Raw genomic sequence first — 17,904 nt, 5'->3', positions numbered from 1 at the left:
CCTCCTAGGTCAGAAAAACTTAGAGCAGTTCGATCTCGAAGCGTTCGATGACCGTATTGGCCAATAGCTTTTCGCACATCTTTGTTACGTCCGCTTCGGTCGAGCCGTCGGCCAGTTCCAGATCGATCACCTTGCCCTGACGGACACCTTCGACCTGATCAAAGCCCATCGCACCCAATGCGTGACGCACAGCCTCGCCCTGCGGGTCCAGAACCCCGTTCTTGAGCATCACATGCACACGTGCTTTCATTTTCGAGAACTCCACTGATGGACCGCGCATCGATCCGTTTCGTTGGGCGCGGGATACCCCGCTTGGGCTTGTCGGACAACCCTGTCGATATGAGACAGGATCAGTTGATCAGCGTTGGCTTTGTGACATTGCTCTTGGGCAGAACACCAAGACGGCGGGCGACCTCAGAATATGCATCAGTCAGACTACCCAGATCACGGCGGAACACATCCTTGTCCAGCTTCTGACCGGTTTCGATATCCCATAGACGGCAGCTATCGGGGCTGATTTCGTCCGCAATGATCAGTCGTTGGAAATCGCCTTCGAACACGCGCCCGATCTCGATTTTGAAATCGACCAGACGAATACCAACCGCCAGCATCACGCCGCTCATGAAATCATTAACGCGCAGTGCAAGGCTCAGGATATCGTCCATATCCTGCTGGCTCGCCCAGCCGAATGCCGCAATGTGCTCTTCGGTCACCAACGGATCACCCAGCGCATCGTCCTTGTAGCAGTATTCAATAATCGGGCGCGGCAGTTGAGTACCCTCGGCGATACCGAGGCGTTTGGACATCGATCCGGCGGCATAGTTGCGGACGATCACTTCCAGTGGAATGATCTCACAATTCCGCACAAGTTGCTCCCGCATGTTCAGACGGCGAATGAAGTGCGTCGGAACTCCGATCTGGGCCAGACCGGTCATGAAGAATTCACTCAACCGGTTGTTCAGAACGCCCTTTCCATCGATCACGTCTTTCTTCTCGGCGTTGAAAGCTGTGGCGTCATCCTTGAAGTACTGCACGATGGTGCCCGGCTCGGGACCTTCATACAGGATCTTGGCTTTACCTTCGTAAATCTTCTTGCGACGCGCCATGAGCGACCTTTCCAGTCTGGGGAAAGGGAATGAGTCCCTTCACGTTGGCGCCCTCATAGTGCAAGCCCCGCTTTCCCGCAAGTTCGCAACCCCGAGAGGCTTTGACGCAACGCAAATACCTTGCGCACAGGGCGTCGTATAGTCATATCATCAGAAAAGAACATGTAACCCAAGAGGTCCCCAACCAATGACCACATTCGACGAACGTGAAGCCGCGTTTGAAAACAAATTCGCTCATGACGAAAAGATGCAGTTCATCGCCCGGATGCGCCGCAATCGATTTATGGCTGTATGGGCCTCGGCGCTGAAAGGCGAGACTGTGGAACAGGCGCGTAAATACGGGCAGGAACTTGTCCACACCGACCTGCAAAATGTCAGCGAAGACGATGTTGTCGAGGCGGTCAAAGGGTACCTCGGTGATCTCGCGGATGAGGCTAAAATCCGCGAGAAGATGGTCGAACTTCTGGTCGAAGCCAAAGAGCAGGTGATGGCAGAAGCCGAGTCCTGATGCCTGAGCTGCAAAACTCATGATCTTCATGAGTTTTATGAATTTGATTTGACGCCCCGGTCGTGAGACACGGGGCGTCTCATATTTTGACGGGCTGTGGCCCCAATTTTGGAATACTCCAATGACAAACGCGCTCAGCAACCTTCTGGAAACCGTAGACGTCATTCTGGCGGATGGCGCGACCGGGACGAACCTGTTCAACATGGGTCTGCAATCAGGCGATGCGCCGGAATTGTGGAACGTCGATGCGCCTGACAAGATTCGTGCTCTGTATCAGGGCTCGGTCGATGCCGGAAGTGATCTGTTTTTGACAAACACATTTGGTGGAACAGCCGCGCGTTTGAAGTTACACGACGCCCAGAACCGCGTGGCCGAACTGAACCGTATTGGTGCTGAACTGGGTCGCGAAGTCGCTGACAAGGCAGGTCGCCCGATCATCGTGGCCGGCTCTGTTGGCCCGACCGGCGAGATCATGGAACCTGTCGGCAGCCTTTCGCACGCCGAAGCCGTCGAGATGTTTCATGAACAGGCTGAAGCGCTAAAGGCTGGAGGCGCAGATGTTCTGTGGCTTGAGACCATAAGCGCGCCGGAAGAATTCCGGGCTGCAGCAGAAGCGTTCGCTCTGGCAGATATGCCGTGGTGCGGCACCATGAGTTTTGACACGGCTGGCCGCACAATGATGGGTGTTACATCTTCTGATCTCGCAATGATCGTGGAAACTCTGCCCAATCCTCCGGTTGCGTTCGGGGCGAATTGCGGCACTGGTGCCTCGGATATACTGCGGACGGTACTTGGGTTCGCTGCCCAAGGAAACGAACGTCCACTGATTTCCAAGGGCAACGCAGGGATCCCGAAATATGTGGACGGTCATATCCATTATGATGGAACGCCTGAACTGATGGGCCAGTACGCCGCCATGGCGCGCGATGCAGGTGCAACGATCATTGGCGGTTGCTGTGGCACTATGCCTGCGCATTTGCGCAAAATGCGCGAGGCGTTAGATAACGGTCCGCGCGGCGAGCGCCCGACCCTGGATCAGATCGTATCGGCGCTTGGTCCGTTTACCTCAGCCTCAGATGGCACTGGGGACGAGGCCGTTCCCGAACGGCGCACTCGTCGCCGCCGCCGGGCCTGATTGAATGATCAGCGCCCTTCGAATTTCGCAGGGCGCTTTTCAAGAAAGGCTACGACGCCTTCGGCAAAGTCTCGGGTACGTCCGCATTCGCCCTGCAGGTGGGCTTCGGCCGCAAGTTGCTGAGGTAACGTTCTATCGTAAGTTCCCCGGATCGCTTGTTTGATCGCGCGAAACCCAGAGGTTGGGCCATTCGCCAAATACGCAGCTCTCTTGCGCCAATGAGCGTCGAACTCATCATCTGCAACCGCTTCCCAGATCAATCCCCATTCATCCGCCTGGCGCGCGCTGATCTTGTCTGCAAACAACGCTGCACCCATCGCTTTGGCAAACCCCATCTGACGCGGCATGAACCAGGTGCCGCCTGCATCGGGCAGCAGACCGATCCGAGCGAAAGCTTGCAGGAAATAGGCACTCTCGGTTGCTATCACCACATCGGCACAAAGTGCCAGGTTAGCCCCCGCCCCCGCCGCAGGCCCGTTAACAGCCGCTATTGTTGGCACGGGGCAATCATAGACCGCCTCAAGCATCGGTTCATATTCGTCGCGAAGCGCGCGTTCGAGGTCGATCTTTCCTGTGCTCGACGCGTCACCCAAATCCTGACCTGAACAAAAGGCAGGTCCAGCACCGGTCAAGACGATCGCGCGAGCGTGTTGCGCGGCATCTTTCATTGCGTAGGTGATCTCGGCCCGCATCTGCGTCGTCAACGCATTCATCTTATCCGGCCGGTTCAATGTCAAAACCGCCAAATTATCAGTAATGTCCAGAAGGACCGCTTCGTATTCCATGCAAAACCTCAGCTGCGCAGCGTTCTGCAAAACACTGACGCAAATGCGGAAAAAGGAAAAGAAGAACCGCGCGTCAGTCTTCCAGAATTCGGCGCAGACGCTCTTGTTCTTCCTCACTAAGGCCTTCTGAATGCGCTACTTCCTGATGCTGCGCACGCTTCCGCAAAAAGTTCCACCCCATGCCGGCCGCTATCAGCAGCATGACAGGAGCCGACAGCCATAACAACAGATTGGCGCCGGTCGCGGTAGGTTTCAGCAGCACATATTCGCCATAGCGATCAACGATGAAGTCCACAACTTCTTGATCAGTATCCCCCGCAACCAGACGTTCTCGCACCAAGATACGCAGATCACGCGCAAGTTCAGCATTGCTTTCGTCAATGCTTTCGTTCCGGCACACCAAGCAGCGCAGACCGGTACTGATATCCCGTGCTCGTGTCTCGAGAGCCGGGTCGTCAAGCACTTCATCCGGCTGAATAGCCATGATGGGGGATGCAATCAGCAGAAGGATAACAAGCAGGCGCTTCATTCGGCAGGAACCCCGCTTGCAGGCGTTTTCCGTGCACCGGCTGCAACACGGAAACGGCGATCCGACAGGCTGAGCACACCGCCCAGAGCCATGAGGATACATCCGCCCCAAATCCAGTTGGCCAGAGGTTTGATATAGGTTCGCATCACCCAGCCGCCATCAGCTTGTTGATCCCCGATCACAACATATAGATCGCGCAGAAAGCGGTAGTCGATTGCAGCCTCAGTTGTCGGCATCCGTGCCACAGGGTAGTCGCGCTTTTCCGGGTTAAGAGTCGCGATATAGCGCCCGTCCTTCTCAACAAGCACATCCGCCATGGTTGAGAAATAGTTCGGCCCCTGTACCTGACGCACATCTTGCAACGTCAACGTAAACTGCCCCACATCAAAAGGCTGACCCGGTTGAGCGACACGAATATCCTCGACTTCCCAAGCGGTTAGGCCTGCGATGGCAAACATGGTGACGCCCAAACCACTATGGGCCACCGCCTTACCCCAGTCTGCGCCGGGCAGTCGAAACAGGCGTCCAAAACTGCCTTTGCGGCCAGTGCGGCTCGAAAGATCGACGATGGCGCCGAAGGTGATCCACGCCCCCAGGAACAAGCCCACGGGTCCCAATGCGCTGCGTCCGGTCTGCATCACCCAGACCAGTATCGCGATCGTGACCGCCAGCACAAATGCATAGCGCAAAGACCATGCCGCCCGGCTTAGCTTGCCCCGCTTCCACGGCAGCATTGCGCCAACGGGAAGAACGATTCCGAGGGCGACCATGAATGGGGTAAATGCCGCATTGAAGAACGGCGCGCCCACCGAGAGTTTTCTATCGAACGCCATCTCGGCCACCATTGGCCACATTGTGCCAAAAAACACGACAAAGCAGCTAACTGCCAACAAGATGTTGTTCAGAACCAATGCACTTTCGCGGCTGACCATTCCGAAGACACCCTTCGCCTCCATCGCCTGCGCGCGTGCAGCAAACAGGGTCAACGCACCGCCGGTAAAGATGATCAGGATGAACAGGATAAATACGCCACGCTCAGGATCATTGGCAAAAGCATGGACCGAAGTCAGCAGCCCCGATCTCACGATAAAGGTCCCGATCAGAGAAAACCCAAACGCGATAATCGCAAGCAAGATCGTCCAGCTTTTCAACGCCTCGCGTTTTTCCACCACGATGGAGGAATGCAATAGAGCGGCCGCCAGTAGCCAAGGCATAAAGCTGGCGTTCTCAACAGGATCCCAGAACCAGAACCCGCCCCAGCCCAATTCGTAGTAGGCCCACCAGGATCCAAGCGCGATACCGATCGTCAGGAAGACCCAAGCCGCCAATGTCCAAGGCCGAACCCAACGCCCCCAAGCCGCGTCCACCCGGCCCTCGATCAATGCAGCAACGGCAAAACTGAACGCCATGCTGAGGCCGACATAGCCCAGATACAGGAATGGCGGATGGAAGGCCAAACCGGGGTCCTGCAGCAGCGGGTTCAGGTCCCGTCCATCGAACGGAGGAACAGGCAGTCGGTCAAACGGGTTCGATGTGAAGAGGATAAAGGCATAGAAAGCCACTCCGATCGCGGCCTGAACGGCCAGCACCCGCGCCTTTAAGGTCGGAGGCAAGCCAGCGCCGAATATGGCGGCCATCGCGCCGAATATCGCTACAATCAGGACCCATAACAGCATCGAACCTTCATGGTTTCCCCAGGTCCCGGTAATCTTGTAGAGCATCGGTTTTGCCGAATGGCTATTCTCCACCACGATCCGTAACGAGAAGTCAGACGTGGTAAACGCCCAGACCAGTGCACCGAAGGAAAAGGCGGCCAAAATGAACTGCGTGATGGCGGCCGGTTCAGCGAAAACCATCCACCCGTTCCAACGGTTGGCAGCCCCGATCAACGGCACCACAGTTTGGACGATGGCAACGAGGAAGGCTAAGATAAGTGCGAAATGGCCGAGTTCTGTAATCATGGCCTGCTTATACTGCGGCACCGGTGCAAGTGCCATTCACATTCGCCTCGGATCACCGCACATAATGTCGCGCCTCAGGTCTTTCGTAGCCGCTTCCAGTCCTCCAATGCAGGATTCGATTCCGGCCGGTTGACTGCTTCGGCCAACGATGCGTCCGAGCCAGTATCGGCGACACCCGGACTGTCATCGCGCAACCCGCGGATCGTTTCAAGATTGGCGATCACCTCAGGCGCCCTCAGCATTGTCGCGCTGATTTCCCTTTGAAAATCCTGCGCTTTGATCTGATGCCGCGCGCCAAAGTAAAACGACACGATCACCCCTAACAGCCACCACAGTGGCTCTGGCACCAGCGCAATTCCCTGCATTCGTGCTGCGAACCACAACGGATCGATCATGGCGGCCAGAAACAAACCCAATGTTCCCAAAGCCAGCGCCGGTCGCGGAAGGCGATTCAGCCCATCCATGAACCGATCAAACCTGGTTTTGCTTGGAGCTTGGAATTCAGTGCCGAATTGCGCCATCGCCGCACCGCGCAGTTCGACAGAACGCTCGGCACCGCTTTCTACATTTTCGCGAAACACTTCCGCAGTTTCGCGAACCACATTGCGACCTCCGCCAAACAAGAGCGCCAACAAACCCGAGATCAAGCCCATCCTGAAACCCTTTTCTGAAACGCGTCTTCGCTCAGATGATACTTGGGCGATAAAAACTCTTCGGCACGCTTGATCCATCCGCCTTTGCCGCCCGCGCGTGTTCTGGCATATTTACGAAGAGCCATCCGCCGGTCTGCCAAACGGAAATAATAGTTTCGTCTTGCGACCCCATAGGCATCGCGAAACACCAGAGGCTTTGGACTGGCCGCCTCGCGGCTTGCCTCTGCAGTCTGAGGGCCGATGACCCCGTCAACCGTAACGTCATACTCCATCTGCCGCAGCAGGTTCTGCAGGATTTTCACCGCTTGAGCTCCTGCATTGACGTACATGTCGAACACGGATGCCTGTACGGCTTTCGGCAGCACCTGAAGGCGTGGTTTCTCAAAATAGTGTTCCAGAAAAATATCGACGGCCTGCGCTTTGCTAAGCATGCGCACGTCTTGTTGCGTCACCGAACCATCTCGGTCCAGATCGAGACCCAATCGGCGCATGGTATGGATCGTCACCCCGTATTTCGTGGCACCGCCGGGATCATCGGGGTCATCCACAAAACCACCTTCCCGCGCCACGATCCCTTTTGCAATCTGTCGTACCGTCAACATCGTCACCCCTATGCCAAATTTTGGCAAACGGTCGGACAATTTCGTTAACACCACTGCAAAACAAAGGGCGCTGCCCACCTCTCGCACGCAACGCCCCGCTTCTTCTGTTTAGAAATTTGACGCCGATGGCATTCAGCGATGCTGCATTCAGCTATCGCCTGATTCCTGATAAACGCCTTGCTCTTTTAATGCGTCCACAACCTCTTTTGGCATGTAGGTTTCATCGTGTTTCGCAAGGATTTCAGTGGCTTCAAAGACTCCGTTCACATAACTTCCGGTGCCCACCATACCCTGATTTTCCGAGAACAGATCAGGCAGAACACCGGTAAAAGCGACCTTTACGCTTTCACCGCCGTCGGTCACGACGAAATGCACAGTCTCACCCTGCCCGCGAATGATCGAACCTTCTTCGACCAATCCACCTATACGGAACACCTCGGTCGGTTTCGGCGGTTCTGCAATCACCTGACTGGGTGAGCGGAAAAAGTTGATGCCATCACGCATCGCATATCCGATCAGACCCGTCGCCAGTATCAGGGCCGCAACTGCCACTAGAATCACTTGAACACGACGACGTTTCTTAAGCGTTTTCATACCGTCCTCACGGGAACAAGGGGGCCATCATCAGACCCAGGGTTTCATCCTCACCTAACATCAGGTTGGCGTTCTGCAAGGCTTGCCCACTGCTACCTTTTGTCAGGTTATCCAATGCTGCCACCACGATTGCACGGCGTTCGATCCGATCTCCAACGACACCGATATGGCAGAAGTTCGACCCCCGCACATGGTGGGTCGAGGGCGTCTCGCCAAATGGCAGCATCTCAATGAAGGGCTCGGCTTCATAGGCCGATTGAAGTGTCTCATACACGCTCTGCGGGTCGCCCTTTACATAGGTTGTGGCCAGAATACCCCGGTTGGCCGGGATCAGGTGCGGTGTGAACTGCACATGCACCGTCCGTCCAGCCAGTTCCGAAAACTCCTGATCAAACTCGCCCAGATGCCGGTGCGTCCCGCCAACGGCATATGCGTTAGCCCCTTCACTGAGTTCTGCGTGCAATAGATTCTCTTTCAGCGCCCGACCTGCGCCCGAGACCGCGCATTTCAGGTCCAGAATGATGTCATCCAGATCAATCACACCCGCCGAAATCAGCGGGCGCAGCACATACTGGCCCGTCGCGGCATTGCATCCGGTCCCGGCAACCAGCCGAGCGCCGCGGATTTCGTCACGGTAGAACTCGGTCAGACCATAAACCGCCTCTTCCTGATGCCCAAGCGCGGCATGTGAATTACCATACCACTTCTCGTATTCGTCGCCATCGCGAAGCCGGAAATCTGCCGACAGGTCAACAATTTTCAAGGTGTTGGGCAGTTCACGAATGACTTCCTGACTGGTCTTGTGCGGCAAAGCGCAGAAACACAGGTCGATTTGGTTAAAGTCGATCTCGGAAATCTTGCAAAGCACCGGCAAATCCATATGGCGCAGATGCGGAAATACCTGCGCCATTGTCTGTCCAGCCTTCCGCTCGGCGGCCAGAGCTTTGATTTCCATATTCGGATGCCCGGCGATCAGCCGCACGAGTTCCGCGCCGGTGTAACCAGAAGCGCCAAGAATTGCGATTTTGTGGGTCATGTCAGACCTCTTTCATTCATGTGTCACATGGGGTGACCGCCGCTGTGACGGTCAACGAATTACGGAATCGGAAAAGCGCCGTCCTTGACCTAGGTCAGGCGGCTTCAAAGGTGATTTGTCGTCGGAGGAACTGAGTCGCGCGATCCGTGACAACGCCCGGCTTACCCGTTGTCAGGAAGCCATCGGTGCCCTCACCCAGCATATTCGGATGCCGTTGCAAGTAGTCTGCAAGGCTTTCCGCAACCAAATCACCCTGGCTATAGACTTTCACATCCGGTCCGAGCGCCTGCTGAAACGTCTCTGCCATCAACGGGTAATGCGTACAGCCCAGAATGGCTGCTTGCGGTTCTGGCATCTTGCGCTTCAGCGCATCCACATGGCTGCGTACCAAAGCCTCGGCCAAGATCATGTCGCCCTCTTCGATGGCGTCCACAACCCCGCCGCAGGCTTGCGCCTCGACATCAACCCCTATCGCCCGAAACGCCAGCTCCCGCTGAAACGCACGGCTCGACACTGTCGCGGGCGTCGCAAACAGCGCAACATGCTGCACCTGAACCTCACGCGGTGGAGAGTTGTCGCCCCATTGCCGTTCAGTCAGCGCCTCAATCAAAGGCACAAATACGCCCAGTACACGCTTTCCTTCTGGCACGCCCGCTTCTTGCATCCGACGCAGGGCGGCGGCGCTTGCGGTATTGCAGGCCAGAATCACCAGATTGCAACCGCGATCCCAAAGGTCCTGCACAGCGTTTCGTGTCAGGTTAAAGATATCCTCGGCATCGCGCACACCATAAGGCGCATGCGCGCTGTCCGCGAAATAAAGGAAATCAACGTCGGGCAGACGTTTCTGCGCGGCGTTCAGGACGGTCAAACCACCCAATCCGGAATCAAAGATACCTACTGCCATTTGCCCCTTCAGGCGCGATGCCGTTCCTCGAATTCATAGCCATAGTCATAAGACTTCAATGGCTCTGGAGACAGCTCATACGTGGCTTTGCGCAGGAAATCCATCATCTTGCGCGTATCCTTGCCCAGCGGGTCCAGAATGTCGCGCCCAATGGGGTCTCCTACAACCACGCGGACGGGGGTATCGACACGTTTCTTGAACTCTTTGATCAGCAACCCCATCCGCAGAGTGTTGTGCAGATGGCTGGCAATCTGGAACAAACGCGAGGTGTGACCATCGAAGAAAACCGGCACAACGGTCGCATTGGATTTGGCAACCATCCGCGCTGTAAATCCGCGCCACCCTGGATCCATCGGATGAGAAAATGGCTTGGCCGCAGTGCTGACTGTGCCACCCGGGAAGATCCCGATTGCACCACCATCGCTTAGGTAGTTCAGAGCGGTTTTGCGGGTCGCAAGATTCAGCTTCATCGCATCTTTTGTGGCATCAAACGAAATTGGCAGCACGATGCTGTTCAGGTCTTCAGCTTTGCGAAAAACATGATTGGCGAGAATGCGAAAGTCTGTCCGAGTCTGAGACAGGATGTTTCCCATCATTAGCCCGTCTAGAATGCCATAAGGATGGTTCGCAATCAGGATCAATGGCCCATCTTTTGGGATGTTCGACAACGCACCGCCCACCACGTCTAATGTCAGCCCATATCGATCCACCATTACGGACCAAAAATCACGCCCCTGTGCGACCTCCTGCTCATACCCCTCAGCGCGGCGGATAAGACGCAGACGACCGGTCGTGTTTTCCATCAGCTTAATCACTATACGCCCGCTCCGCGTTTCTGCGGAATGGGCGTAAGAGATGTCACGAGCGACGTGATGGCGCGAGGGCATTGGCTACTCCGGTTTGCTGCCGCTTAGATAAGGCCGGGTAGCCATTTTGCATAGGTTTGATGACAAGCTTGTAAAGCCTCACTCTGCCGCAGCTTTCATCTGAGGCCCGCCATCGCGAATAACAGCCAACAATTCCTCGCGACGTTTCGCAGCCTTGGCTTCATTCGCGACCAAAACCGGACCGAAACCACGAATGTCCAATGGCAGAGCCGCAAGGGCCGCGATCGCATCACTGGTTTCGGGTGTCAGGCTGGGCAAAACCTCTTTCATGTCCTTTTCATACTGGCGGATCAGAGCACGCTCCATTTTGCGCTCTATCGTGTAGCCAAAGATATCCAGCGGAGTGCCGCGCAAACCTTTCAGCTTGGCTAGAACCTTCAACGGACCAAGAAACCACTCTCCGAACGCTTTCTTGGCCGGGCGTCCATTGTCGCCCTTCGTTCCCAGGGTTGGCGGCGCAAGATGGAAGGTCATCTTAAAGTCACCATCAAACTCGGCCTCCGCCTTCTGGCGACTGTCGAGCAGCAATCGGGCGACTTCATATTCATCCTTATATGACAAAAGCTTATGGTAGCCTTTGGCAATAGCCTCACGAACGTGTTGATCTGCAACGCTGTCGACCAGCTTGCGATAACGTTTCGCCAACCGCTTGTTCTGATAGTCGATCAGGTGCGCAGCGCGGAAATCGATCACTTGATCGAGGGTCTTTGGTAACTCTGCTACGTTGGGGCGCAAAATATTGGCCACGTCGTCGGGGTGGGTCACCGCCCAGCGACCAACTTCAAAGGCGCGTTTGTTGCGCTCGACCGCCGCACCATTCAACTCAATAGCACCCATTATCGCTTGGTGACTGATCGGTAGCAGACCACGCTGCCAGGCTGCGCCAAAGACCATCATATTGGAATAGATCGAGTCGCCCATCACGGCTCGCGCCAGATCGGTGGCATCGAAAAGGGCCACCCCGTCTTTCAACCGCGCCTGCAGCGCAAGCTGCAATTGATCGCTGGGGATTGTGAATTCTGTATCGCGCGTGAAGTCACCGGTGATAATCTCATGACTGTTCACAACAGCGCCGGTCTGGCCGGTTAGCGTGAGGCCAAGCGTCTTGGCCCCGGCCGATACCACCAGATCACCGCCGATCAGCGCATGCGCCTCGCCAGTGGCAACACGGATCGCGCTGATATCTTCGGGCCGGTTGGCCAGACGGCAATGGATATGTACGGCGCCACCCTTCTGTGCGAGGCCGGCCATTTCCATCATACCGGCACCCTTGCCGTCGATTTGTGCGGCTTGCGCCAGAACCGCCCCGATGGTGACAACGCCTGTGCCACCAACGCCGGTGATCACGACATTATGGGTGCCGTTGATCTGTGGCAAAACGGGGTCCGGTAGGTCGGGCAAGTCGAGGTCGGTCGTCGCCTCTTTGCGGATTTTCGCCCCTTCAACGGTTACAAAAGACGGGCAGAACCCGTTCAAGCAGGAAAAATCCTTGTTGCAGCTTGACTGATCAATCGCGCGCTTGCGGCCAAGTTCGGTCTCTTTCGGTACGATGGAAACGCAGTTCGACTGAACGCCGCAATCTCCGCAACCCTCACAGATATCGGTATTTATGAACACTCGCTTATCGGGGTCGGGGAACGTGCCGCGCTTGCGTCTCCTGCGCTTTTCAGCTGCGCAGGTCTGGACATAAACAATGACCGATACACCCTCGATTTCGCGGAATTTTTCCTGAACCTGCATCAGTTTTGAACGCTCGAACGTCTCAACACCCGAAGGCAACGCACCAAAATTCACATCTTCTTTTTCGTCGTAAACGACAGCGACGTTGCTGACACCCATCGCACGGACCTCGGCGACGATGCGTTCGGCACTTAGCCCACCTTCGTTCTCCTGACCTCCTGTCATCGCAACGGCGTCGTTATAGAGGATCTTAAAGGTGATATTTGTGCCCGCAGCCAGTGCCGCCCGGATCGCCTGCACGCCGGAATGGTTATAGGTGCCATCGCCGAGGTTTTGGAAAACATGTTGTGTGGTCGAAAACGGAGCCTCGCCGATCCAGTTTGCCCCTTCGCCGCCCATCTGGGTGAAACCGGTGGTTTCGCGATCCATCCACTGCACCATGTAGTGACAGCCAATCCCGGCATAGGCTCGGCTGCCATCAGGCAGCTTGGTTGAACTGTTATGCGGACATCCTGAACAGAAGTATGGTAAACGCGCCGCGATTTCCTGCGCATTGTCAGCCCGGCGCGCTTCGGACAGCGCCTCCAGTCCGGCACGAACGCCATCTGTATCGCGCCCCTCTTCGATCAGGATCTCACCCAGCTTCTCGGCAATCATGATCGGGTCAAGCGCCCCTCGGGTCGGGAACAGTTCTTCGCGGTGCAGCGTCCCCGCGCCGCCTTTGTACCAGCCATAAACACGGCGCCCACGACGGTCGTCAAAGATCGCTTCTTTAACCTGAACTTCGATCAGCTTGCGCTTTTCTTCGACGATCACGATCAGATCCAGCCCCTCAGCCCAATCGTGGAAGCCCTTCATATCCAAAGGGAAAGTCTGACCGATCTTATAGGTGGTAATGCCTAGCCGTTCGGCCTCATCCGCGTTGATGTTCAGCAGCGACATGGCATGAGTCAAATCAAGCCAGTTCTTACCCGCCGCCACAAACCCAATCTTGGCGCCCGGTTTTCCCCAGACCCGCTTGTCCAACTTGTTGGCGTGCGAAAAGACCTCTGCCGCAAAGCGCTTGTGGTCGATTACGCGCGCTTCCTGCAGATGCGGTGTATCACCTAGCCGAATATTCAGCCCACCCTCTGGCATATCGAATTGAGGGGTGACCAGCTGCATCCGGTCAGGGCGGCCATCTACGACGGAAGTCACTTCGATCGTGTCTTTCATCGTTTTCAGCCCGACCCAAACCCCGGCGAACCGGCTGAGCGCGAATCCGTAAATGCCATAGTCCAGAATTTCTTGCACACCTGCCGGGCTGACCACGGGCATATACATGTCCACCAGTGACCATTCCGACTGATGTAAAACGGTGGAGCTTTCACCCGTGTGATCATCGCCCATGGCCATCAATACACCGCCATGTTGTGCCGTGCCCGCCATATTGGCATGGCGCATCACATCACCGGATCGATCTACGCCCGGCCCCTTGCCATACCAGAGCCCAAAAACACCATCGAATTTTCCGTCGCCACGCAGCCCCGCCTGTTGGCTGCCCCATAATGCGGTTGCGGCCAGATCTTCGTTCAATCCGAATTGAAAGGTGACATCCTTTTCGGCAAGTTGCTTTTCTGCACGAGACATCTGAAGGTCTACAGCACCAAGCGGAGACCCCCGATAGCCAGTGACCAGACCTGCTGTGTTCAATCCCGCCGCAGTGTCTCGTACTTTTTGCATCAGCATCAAACGCACCAGTGCCTGCGTGCCGTTCAGAAGAACCGGGCTTTTGGACAGGTCGAACCGGTCGTTGAGTGAAATTTTCGGCTGACTCATCTGACGTCTCCCCTCGTCGGATTAGTGTGCTTTATTCTCGTGCATATTAGGTCATAATTACTGACCTGTATAGTGATTTTACTCTATTCCGTAACGATTTCCGGGTTTCATTGTGGAATTTGTTACCTGTTTCATATAGGGCTGCGCGAGGATAACGAAAGTTGCGGCGATGGATTGGGACAAGCTCAGAATATTTCACGCGGTTGCAGACGCTGGCAGCCTCACACACGCGGGAGACAAGCTCAATTTATCTCAATCCGCGGTGAGCCGTCAGATCCGCGCGCTTGAAGAATCACTCGATGCAACCTTGTTCCACCGTCATGCACGCGGCCTGATTCTGACAGAACAAGGCGAATTGCTGTTCGATGCCACGACGGCCATGCTGAAACGTCTGGATGCCGCTGCGGCGCGTATCCGGGATAGTGAAGATGAGGTCTTTGGCGTACTGAGGGTGACCACCACCTTCGGGTTCGGCACGCTGTGGCTCGCCCCGCGCCTACCGAAGCTCTATGAACAGTATCCCGACCTTAATATCGACCTCATGCTTGAAGAGCGGGTGTTGGATCTGCCAATGCGTGAAGCCGATGTGGCCATCCGCATGAAAGAGCCCAGCCAGGCCGATCTCGTGCGCAAACGTCTGATGACTGTGCAGATGCTGCTCTATGCAACGCGCAGCTATTTGGATGCTCATGGTGGGGCGCCTGAAACGCTTGAAGACATTTCCAAGCACCGATTGATCTGCCAAACGCCTGCAGCCCCTCAGGTTGGGGCAAGTGCGTCGATGGTTCGTCACCTTATGACATACAATCCCGGCTCGTTGCTAACCGTAAACAACTATTTCGGCGTTCTTCAGGGCGTACTGCATGATCTGGGTATCGGAGTACTTCCTGATTATGTGACTGAGGACTTCCCGGATCTGGTCCCCGTCATGTCAGACATCGAAAGTGCTGATGTCCCGGTTTACCTCGCCTACCCCGAAGAATTGCGTCATTCCAAACGGATAGCGGCATTTCGGGACTTTGTGCAGGATGAGATAATCGCCCATCGCAAACAGCTAAGGCAATTGGGCAAGCTATAGCCATGCACTCAGAGCATAGCGGGCATGACGCCGGGGTCTGCTAATAGACCTTGATCGTTAATAAACTGATCCCTAAATGAGCACATGAAGGCGGTGATGCTGAAACGCTCATCATCTTCATACCTCCCTGTTGGACTACGGCCGAGCTTAGTGCTCGGCCTTTTTTTTGCGCGAGGCTGATGCAATTCAGTGGAAAGCACTGGGAAAATCCAATTCGTAGGCCTATGATCCCGAAAAAACACCTAAATTTCGTGTTCGAGGGCTAATTCATGTTCCACTCATTCCGCCTATTGTTGGCGATGATTTCAGTCTTGTTCCTGGCCGTGCCACTTCATGCACAAGACACAAGCACAACCGCTACAGTTGAAATTCCCGAAGATCTGACGCCAGAACAGGTTGATGATCTGGTTGCGCGCATGTCTGACGACCAGGTACGGGCAATCCTTCTGGAACGCCTTGACGCTGTTGCCGAAAAGCAAGCGGCGGAAAAGGAAGGTCAGGAAGACCCGCTGACCGAGCTCAATGAGATCTGGGCAGAAATGGTTGCATCCTGGACACATGTTCTGACCACAGTTCCCAATATCATCAGTGCGCAAATCACTGCATTTAGCAATTTCTCTGACAAATTGGGGGGCGCTGGTGTTCTGACGCTAATGGGGCTGGTGCTCTCGGTCCTGATAGTCGGCTTCATTGCTGAGAAGCTATTCATTTTCCTGACCCGCCGCTGGCATGAGGCAACCGAGCCCTCGGGTGACGCTGATCTCAGAGGCGCTGTGAACTACCTGTTCCGCCGATTTTGCCGCGAAATTGCAGGGCTTATCGTATTCTACGTCGTCATTCGGGCGATTGGCCGAGGATTGCTGAGCCCCGAGCAGATCATCTATGCAGCCCCATTTGTATTCTACCTAATCTGGGTGCCGCGTCTGGGGGCAGCAGTCTCGCGCTTTGTTCTTGCGCCGCAAAAGCCACAATTCCGATTGGTAAACATTGACGACCACTGGGCAAAATACCTGCATCGCAACCTGATCGGTCTGCTGATCCTGATCGGCTTTACCTTGTTCGTACTAAGGTTCAATGCGCTGAACGGGGTTACCGGCGATCAGACGCGCATCGGTTTCTGGCTGAACGCAGCAATCCACGTCTATATTGGCATAATCGCCTGGACAGCGCGCGAAGGTTTGTCACAGATGATGCTGGGTACCGACCCGGACCACACCAAGTTCGACGAAGAAGTCGCGCGGTATTACCCGTATTTTGCAATCGGCGTTTCTGTCGTGATTTGGCTGCTGGTCGAATTCCTGGTGGCACAACGCAACCCGGCGCTGATCCGCGTGCTGTCCGGTGGAGCGCATTTCACAACCATGTTCTGGCTGTTGATTGCACCTGCACTTGATACATTGATACGTGGTTTGGTGCGTCACCTGCAGCCGCCAATGTCGGGCGAAGGGCCATTAGCAGAACGCGCCTATCGATCGGCCAAGCGCAGCTATATTCGCATCGGTCGGGTGATTGCTGGCCTCTTCGTCGTCTTCATGATTTCCCGTGTTTGGCAGCTAGATCTGCGCCATGTTGCGTCCGCAGGAATCGGTGCCGAAGTTGGCGGCGCAATCATCGAGTTCCTGCTGATCATCGCTGTCGGCTACATCCTGAACGAGATCGTCTCGCTGTGGATTAACCGTCGTCTGGCCAAGGAACAGACAGCGGCCGAGGAGCTGGATGAAGAAGCCGGCGGAGAAGGTGGCGGCGCAGGTGGTTCGCGTCTGGCGACCGTCCTGCCCTTGTTGCGGATTACCGCACAAGTCACCATCTCGGTGATCTTCGGCCTACTAGCCCTGAGCGCCTTGGGCATCAACATCACGCCGCTGCTGGCTGGTGCTGGTGTTTTGGGTCTGGCCATCGGCTTTGGTGCGCAGAAACTGGTGGCCGATATCGTTGGCGGCATCTTCTTCCTGATCGATGACGCATTCCGCGTCGGCGAATATGTCGATGTCGGCGGGACCATGGGAACGGTCGAGAAAATTTCGATCCGCTCAATGCAGCTTCGCCACCATCGTGGTCCGGTGCACACTATACCTTACGGGGAGATTCAAAAGCTCACCAACTTCAGCCGTGACTGGGTGATCATGAAGTTGAAATTTACTGTGCCGTTCGACACCGACCCCAACAAGGTCAAGAAGATCTTCAAGAAGATCGGTGCCGAGATGATGCAGGACGAGGTTCACAAAGATGGCTTCCTGCAGCCCTTCAAATCTCAGGGTGTGTTCGACTTCGACGATGTCGGTATGATCATCCGAGGCAAGTTCATGGCCAAGCCCGGCAAGCAATTCACACTGCGTAAGGAAATCTTTAACCGTGTGAAGGCCGAATTCAACGCAAATGGTATCGATTTCGCCCGCCGCGAGGTGCGCGTCGCCATCCCGGGGTTGGATGAGGCTGAGAACATAACTGAGGAACAAAAAGCTGCCGCCGGCGCAGCCGCCGCAGATGCGGTCAACAAAGGGCAAAACCCCGCCTGACACTTAGGCTTCGACACGTTTCAGCCGCTCGCTGAACCAAATCAGCACGCCTCTGAAATCGGAACCGGTCTTATGGCCGGTTCCGTTTTTTATTGCCCGATGTCCCCTGTGC

The 17,904-nt window shown here is 55.7% G+C and carries 16 protein-coding genes; 4 read left to right on the top strand and 12 right to left on the bottom strand.

The genetic code is table 11. The features are described from left to right. Positions 1–19 precede the first annotated feature (19 nt). Positions 20–250, bottom strand: coding sequence for a phosphoribosylformylglycinamidine synthase subunit PurS (purS, locus tag ACRZ9U_RS00925; protein WP_170405579.1), 231 nt, complete (start codon positions 248–250; stop codon positions 20–22). A 100-nt stretch (positions 251–350) separates the two neighbouring features. After that, positions 351–1,106, bottom strand: coding sequence for a phosphoribosylaminoimidazolesuccinocarboxamide synthase (gene purC, locus ACRZ9U_RS00920; RefSeq protein WP_170405577.1), 756 nt, complete (start codon positions 1,104–1,106; stop codon positions 351–353). Positions 1,107–1,293: 187 nt separating this feature from the next. Between purC and ACRZ9U_RS00915 the strand changes: the two genes are divergently transcribed. Together ACRZ9U_RS00915 and bmt are read left to right on the top strand one after the other, a co-directional pair. Next, positions 1,294–1,614 carry a DUF1476 domain-containing protein gene (locus ACRZ9U_RS00915; protein WP_170393165.1) on the top strand — a complete coding sequence of 107 codons (321 nt, stop codon included), beginning with the start codon at positions 1,294–1,296 and terminating at the stop codon, positions 1,612–1,614. A 121-nt stretch (positions 1,615–1,735) separates the two neighbouring features. Beyond that, positions 1,736–2,749: a betaine--homocysteine S-methyltransferase gene (bmt, locus tag ACRZ9U_RS00910; RefSeq protein ID WP_170405574.1), complete on the top strand. Its 1,014-nt coding sequence runs from the start codon at positions 1,736–1,738 to the stop codon at positions 2,747–2,749. Between the two features lie 8 nt (positions 2,750–2,757). Here bmt and ACRZ9U_RS00905 read toward each other — a convergent pair whose 3' ends face one another. From ACRZ9U_RS00905 to ACRZ9U_RS00860, 10 genes are all read right to left on the bottom strand, one after another. Continuing rightward, entirely contained in the window at positions 2,758–3,534 is a 777-nt protein-coding gene (locus tag ACRZ9U_RS00905) for an enoyl-CoA hydratase-related protein (protein WP_170393167.1), read from the bottom strand. A 73-nt stretch (positions 3,535–3,607) separates the two neighbouring features. Continuing rightward, positions 3,608–4,063, bottom strand: a complete 456-nt coding sequence (locus ACRZ9U_RS00900; RefSeq protein WP_170405571.1) for a cytochrome c-type biogenesis protein — start codon at positions 4,061–4,063, stop codon at positions 3,608–3,610. Next, positions 4,060–6,024, bottom strand: a complete 1,965-nt coding sequence (locus ACRZ9U_RS00895; protein WP_170406431.1) for a heme lyase CcmF/NrfE family subunit — start codon at positions 6,022–6,024, stop codon at positions 4,060–4,062. The genes ACRZ9U_RS00900 and ACRZ9U_RS00895 overlap by 4 nt, the downstream gene beginning before the upstream one ends. Positions 6,025–6,098: 74 nt before the next feature. Beyond that, entirely contained in the window at positions 6,099–6,677 is a 579-nt protein-coding gene (locus ACRZ9U_RS00890) for a holin family protein (RefSeq protein WP_170405568.1), read from the bottom strand. Continuing rightward, on the bottom strand, positions 6,668–7,279 hold the full coding sequence (locus ACRZ9U_RS00885) for a holin-associated N-acetylmuramidase (RefSeq protein ID WP_170405565.1): 612 nt from the start codon (positions 7,277–7,279) through the stop codon (positions 6,668–6,670). The genes ACRZ9U_RS00890 and ACRZ9U_RS00885 overlap by 10 nt, the downstream gene beginning before the upstream one ends. Positions 7,280–7,426: 147 nt before the next feature. After that, positions 7,427–7,873, bottom strand: coding sequence for a cytochrome c maturation protein CcmE (gene ccmE, locus ACRZ9U_RS00880; RefSeq protein ID WP_170405562.1), 447 nt, complete (start codon positions 7,871–7,873; stop codon positions 7,427–7,429). A gap of 7 nt (positions 7,874–7,880) precedes the next feature. Further along, on the bottom strand, positions 7,881–8,909 hold the full coding sequence (gene argC / locus ACRZ9U_RS00875) for an N-acetyl-gamma-glutamyl-phosphate reductase (RefSeq protein WP_170405559.1): 1,029 nt from the start codon (positions 8,907–8,909) through the stop codon (positions 7,881–7,883). A gap of 94 nt (positions 8,910–9,003) precedes the next feature. Next, positions 9,004–9,813, bottom strand: coding sequence for a glutamate racemase (gene murI, locus ACRZ9U_RS00870; protein WP_170405556.1), 810 nt, complete (start codon positions 9,811–9,813; stop codon positions 9,004–9,006). An 8-nt stretch (positions 9,814–9,821) separates the two neighbouring features. After that, positions 9,822–10,700 (bottom strand): lysophospholipid acyltransferase family protein, encoded by an 879-nt coding sequence (locus tag ACRZ9U_RS00865; RefSeq protein WP_170405553.1) that lies wholly within the window; start codon positions 10,698–10,700, stop codon positions 9,822–9,824. 78 nt (positions 10,701–10,778) lie between these two features. Next, positions 10,779–14,198, bottom strand: coding sequence for an indolepyruvate ferredoxin oxidoreductase family protein (locus ACRZ9U_RS00860; RefSeq protein ID WP_170405550.1), 3,420 nt, complete (start codon positions 14,196–14,198; stop codon positions 10,779–10,781). 169 nt (positions 14,199–14,367) lie between these two features. Here ACRZ9U_RS00860 and ACRZ9U_RS00855 point away from each other — a divergent pair, with 169 nt between their 5' ends. Continuing rightward, positions 14,368–15,276, top strand: a complete 909-nt coding sequence (locus tag ACRZ9U_RS00855; protein WP_170393176.1) for a LysR family transcriptional regulator — start codon at positions 14,368–14,370, stop codon at positions 15,274–15,276. A gap of 269 nt (positions 15,277–15,545) precedes the next feature. Beyond that, positions 15,546–17,792, top strand: a complete 2,247-nt coding sequence (locus ACRZ9U_RS00850; protein WP_170393177.1) for a mechanosensitive ion channel family protein — start codon at positions 15,546–15,548, stop codon at positions 17,790–17,792. Positions 17,793–17,904: the final 112 nt, after the last annotated feature.

This window comes from Ruegeria sp. D7 (genome assembly GCF_056534355.1).
Note: the sequence above shows the minus strand (reverse complement) of the source record. Positions and strands in the feature narration are given on the sequence as shown.